The sequence below is a fragment of the Trichocoleus sp. FACHB-6 genome, assembly GCF_014695815.1.
GTDB classification, from domain to species: domain Bacteria; phylum Cyanobacteriota; class Cyanobacteriia; order Cyanobacteriales; family FACHB-T130; genus Funiculus; species Funiculus sociatus.
Map to the genome: position 1 here is coordinate 1 of NZ_JACJOY010000101.1, position 4,246 is coordinate 4,246.

Annotated in this window: 3 protein-coding genes and 1 pseudogene; 1 reads left to right on the top strand and 3 read right to left on the bottom strand. The window is 46.7% G+C overall.

The window, feature by feature from the left end:
- Positions 1 to 347: 347 nt before the first annotated feature.
- Together H6F66_RS20445 and H6F66_RS20450 are read right to left on the bottom strand one after the other, a co-directional pair.
- Positions 348 to 875: a cyclophilin-like fold protein gene (locus H6F66_RS20445; protein WP_190424709.1), complete on the bottom strand. Its 528-nt coding sequence runs from the start codon at positions 873 to 875 to the stop codon at positions 348 to 350.
- On the bottom strand, positions 875 to 1,378 hold the full coding sequence (locus tag H6F66_RS20450; protein ID WP_190424711.1) for a cupin domain-containing protein: 504 nt from the start codon (positions 1,376 to 1,378) through the stop codon (positions 875 to 877). The genes H6F66_RS20445 and H6F66_RS20450 overlap by 1 nt, the downstream gene beginning before the upstream one ends.
- 360 nt (positions 1,379 to 1,738) lie before the next feature.
- Here H6F66_RS20450 and H6F66_RS20455 point away from each other — a divergent pair, with 360 nt between their 5' ends.
- Positions 1,739 to 2,722, top strand: coding sequence for an AraC family transcriptional regulator (locus H6F66_RS20455; RefSeq protein ID WP_190424714.1), 984 nt, complete (start codon positions 1,739 to 1,741; stop codon positions 2,720 to 2,722).
- A 57-nt stretch (positions 2,723 to 2,779) separates the two neighbouring features.
- Here the strand turns inward: H6F66_RS20455 and H6F66_RS20460 are convergent.
- A pseudogene (locus H6F66_RS20460) lies at positions 2,780 to 3,919 on the bottom strand (IS630 family transposase).
- Positions 3,920 to 4,246 lie beyond the last annotated feature (327 nt).

Below are 4,246 nucleotides of genomic sequence, written 5' to 3' on the forward strand. Positions count from 1 at the left end.
AGAACTTTAACTAATGCGACTGCCAAGGTTAATCTTTGTTTTATTCGCTTGATGATTAAGAGGCTTGCAGCACCTTCTTAGATATCAAACTTAGATGTCAAATGGGTTCTATAGAAGTTGTCTGCCCCCTCGACCACAGCGGACTGCTGCGCGAGTGCTTGGGATATCTTCTTACGTGAGACGTGTGTTTTGTCGAGTGCAAATGCCGCCGTTGCGCCGATTGCACTAATCAAGAGGGTTGGTATTAGAACGCGGTGTTTCATTGATTTCTTCGTATGTGTGGGTTTATCTAGCGGGTTCACTTTGGCTCAATAGTCGTCGCAAGCAGTTTCATTTCCGTACCCTCTTTACTGCGATCGCAACTCGATCGTCACTTCTACAGAACCAGGCACATTCAATGCCTCGATGTCACCGTCAATTTTTCCGAGGATAATGAGTCCGTTTGAGTATCCAAAATCGTTGCAATACATCGCTAAATTCCCCCAGGGAGCGTAATAAGCAATATCTCCAACCGCAGGATCGCTGCCCGGAGGTGCATCTTCTGTGGATAATCGTCTTGGCAAATCACTAATTTTTTCGGTGTTTGCGTAATCTTTTAGCGTCAGTGTTAATGGCAGCAGGGAAATAAAATCCTGAGTGGTTTTGCTGTCAATCAACGTGGCTGGTACAACCTTGTTTCCGATCTGGATGTTGATCTTCATCCTGTTTGTCTGCTCGGTTGATAGTTCAGTTGGTATCTCTGACGGGGCATTGCTGGTGATACTGTTATCGGCATGGCAGGCTGAGGAACTTAGGGACATTGCTAAAGCGAGAACCAAAATCAGCATTCGCTTCTGACCGTTTTTTCTTCTAGTGGGAAGCCATCTCGAAAGCATCAGGATCTCCCTTCGTACTGTTCGTCGCTGACCTGTTCCATCCAGTTCACAGGGGTGCCGTCAAGTTGTTCTTGAATCGCAGTATGGGTCATGGCTGTAGTTGCTGTGGCTCCGTACCAGTGTTTTACGTTCGGTGGAATCCAGACAACATCACCGGGTCTAATCTCCTGAATTTGACCGCCCCACTGCTGAACCCAACCAGATCCATCCGTCACAATTAGGGTCTGCCCCAAGGGATGGGTGTGCCATGCGGTTCGGGCACCAGGCTCGAAGGTGACACTTGCGCCAGATGCGCGTGATGGCTCGTGCACCGGAAAAAGAGGATTGATGCGTACAGAACCTGTGAAATATTCGGCAGATCCTTCAGTGGAAAGCTGCAAACCGTTCCGCGTGATTTCTACGGTCTGTGGGCGATCGCCAGAAGGGACTTGTGTATGCCCTGCCTGCGGGAACCCCAAAGCCAATAAGGAAAATGCCATGACAGGCATCGTGAGCCGTTTCATTTCCGTTCCTCCATACTTGTGTTTAGCCGTGCAAAGCTTGACCATAGCGACCAATGCCTGCCGTGGATTTGATGATGCTTCTCGTGCAATCGCAAGAAGCGCTTAACCAAACAAACCTGAGTGTTCTCTTGAAGAGAAATCCAGACCCTTACAAGCAGCAGGAATCACGTTTCATTGCTTTAACCTCATTCTATGAATCCTGGAAGGCAAGCAATAGGATGATTGTCTAAGATGGTTGTACAATCCTGCACGCCTTACACCGATTTCGATCAAGCCACGCTAGATTCTTATACAGGCTTAGCTGCCAAACCCTTTCTAGACCTTGATGTGTCTATAAATCGATTTGAACGGACATCAGAAATGAACGCTGCAAGAACGAGTGAAAAGTCCGATAGAGCGTTGATGAATAACCCTCAGGCAAAGCGTGAAGCAGACCGAGCGCAAGCCAACCGAGAGGAATTAAGGGAGCGAATTGCCCAAGCGATTCGTCAAGATGGAGCGATCGAGCTGCTGAAAGGATTGCACTTCTATCGCACCTCGTCTCCTTCGGAATGCTTTCATAGTGTCTCTATTCCTGCCTTTTGTGCGATCGCTCAGGGTAGCAAAGAAGTTCTTCTGGGCAGCGAGCGCTTTCAGTACGACCCGATGCACTATCTGCTGGGGACGGTTGAACTGCCGATTGCCAGCCGAATTCTAGAAGCAACCCAGGAAAAACCCTACCTGGGACTTCGCCTCGATCTCGACCCTACCCTCGTTGGCTCAGCTATGGTTGAGGCAGGCTATCCCTCAGCGCAACGGGGTGCTAGTGTAAAAGCGATCGACGTGAGTCCGTTGGATGCAGACCTGTTGGATGCTGTGGTGCGGCTTGTCAGGCTTCTCGATTCCCCTGCCGAAGCCCATGTGCTTGCACCCCTGATTAAACGGGAAATTATCTACCGACTCCTAATGGGAACGCAAGGAAATCGGCTGCGTCAGATTGCCGTTCTAGGTGGCTACACTCACCACATCGCCAAAGCGGTCGATCGACTTCGCAAAGACTTTAACCAGCCGCTTCGGATTGAAAGCATCGCACGAGAGCTTGGCATGAGCGTTTCTGGCTTTCACCATCACTTCAAGTCGGTCACGGCAATGAGTCCTTTGCAGTTTCAGAAGCAACTGCGGCTTCAGGAGGCTCGCCGTCTGATGCTGGGGCAAAACCTTGACGCTAACAGTGCTGCCTACCATGTGGGTTATGATGACGCCTCGCACTTCAACCGGGAGTACAAGCAGCTCTTTGGTGCACCGCCGATGCGCGATGTGGAGCGGCTGCGAGAAGCGGCTAGGGAGACTGCTAGTTCAATATAATCATTCTCAAGATGTCCGGCGTCTTGCCAGAAATCGCTAAAACAGCGTAGTAGTTTGTCAAGTTTGAATTAATGGGTAAAGACGCTTGAGCTTATTGCGAGCATCAGCGGTAGTAAATTGCCAATCAATTTTTCGAGAATCTAGATTTCGTTGTTTTTCCCAAGCCGCCACCTCTCGTTGCAGAGCCTTTTTGACAGGGAGGCGACGGGTCTTGCACATTGATTCGCTAAAACGCTTAGTTCAATCTCCGCCATATTCAACCAACTGCCATGTTTAGGAGTATAGTGAAAATCCAGTTTATCAAGGATTCGTTTAGCTTCAACTGGTTCAAAAGCCTGGTAAAGTGATGAAGGAAGATGAGTGTTAAGGTTGTCCTGGATGACTGTAATTGTTTTAGTGTCAGGATACTTCACATCCACAAGATATTTCATCTGTTGAGCATAATCTGGTGCAAGTTCGTTGGTCAGTAACCTCGATATGTCGCCATCCGGCTAAAGGTTCAGAAAACATAAACAGATTACATACCCCGTGACGCTCATATTGGTAATCATAGCGTTGCGGTTGTCCAGGTGCTATTGGCAAGGGTTCTACAGTTTCTCCTACTAATTATTTGTTGCTTTCATCAAAACAAACAACCGGGTGTAGAAGGTCATAGGGACGAGTGTATATATCTATGATATCTTCCATGTGGTAGAAAAATTCTGCATTCGGTTCTGGTGGAATCACCCATAATTCCTTGAGCCAAGGTTTAAGTTCGTTTTTTTTAGTGTTTGTCTAACGGCTTCATGGGAGATGTTGTCCACTATTTCCAGTTCCACGCCCGCGAGTAGCTAACATTCGTAATGTCCAACGAGTTCGTCCTTCTGGTGCTTGGCTGCAAGCAAGAGCAATCAAATGTGCTTTTTGTTCTCCATCCAGTTTATGATGCTTCCGATTCTGGGATAGTGGTCGGTTTAACCCTGCTTCTATTCCTTGTTCTACACATAATCGACGTACACGTTCAATTGTCGGAATGCTAATGTCTATTGTCTTACTAATTCCTTTGTCTTTCCACCCACCATCCACTGCATTAGTATCAGCTTTCAAAAGAATTCGCGCATGGTTCATTTTATAGGCTGGCGATTTCCCCTTTTTAGTCAACTGTTCCAGCTTCATTTTTTCTTCTGCTGTGAGGCTTACCATATACTTTTTACTCATTGGACAGCTTGGTGGTGGTTGGTTAACACTTTTACCTTAAATACTACCCAATTTGTACCCATCAATTTTCCCTTGACAGTGTACTAGCAGCCATGTTACTTTTTCTCATTGTATTCACCCCGCACCACAATGTATGTTTTTTTATGAGAATTTTTTATCACTTTTATTGGCTTCTTATCTGTATCGAATTTACTAATTCTTTAAATATTCTCTAAGAGGATGTTTTAAAAGTCGGTTAGATAGCAAAAAAGCTCACTCAGTGTAAGCTGCGAATATGTAGTACACAGCACTGAGAGAGCGTTATGAGTAAAGCTTACCCCAGTAATT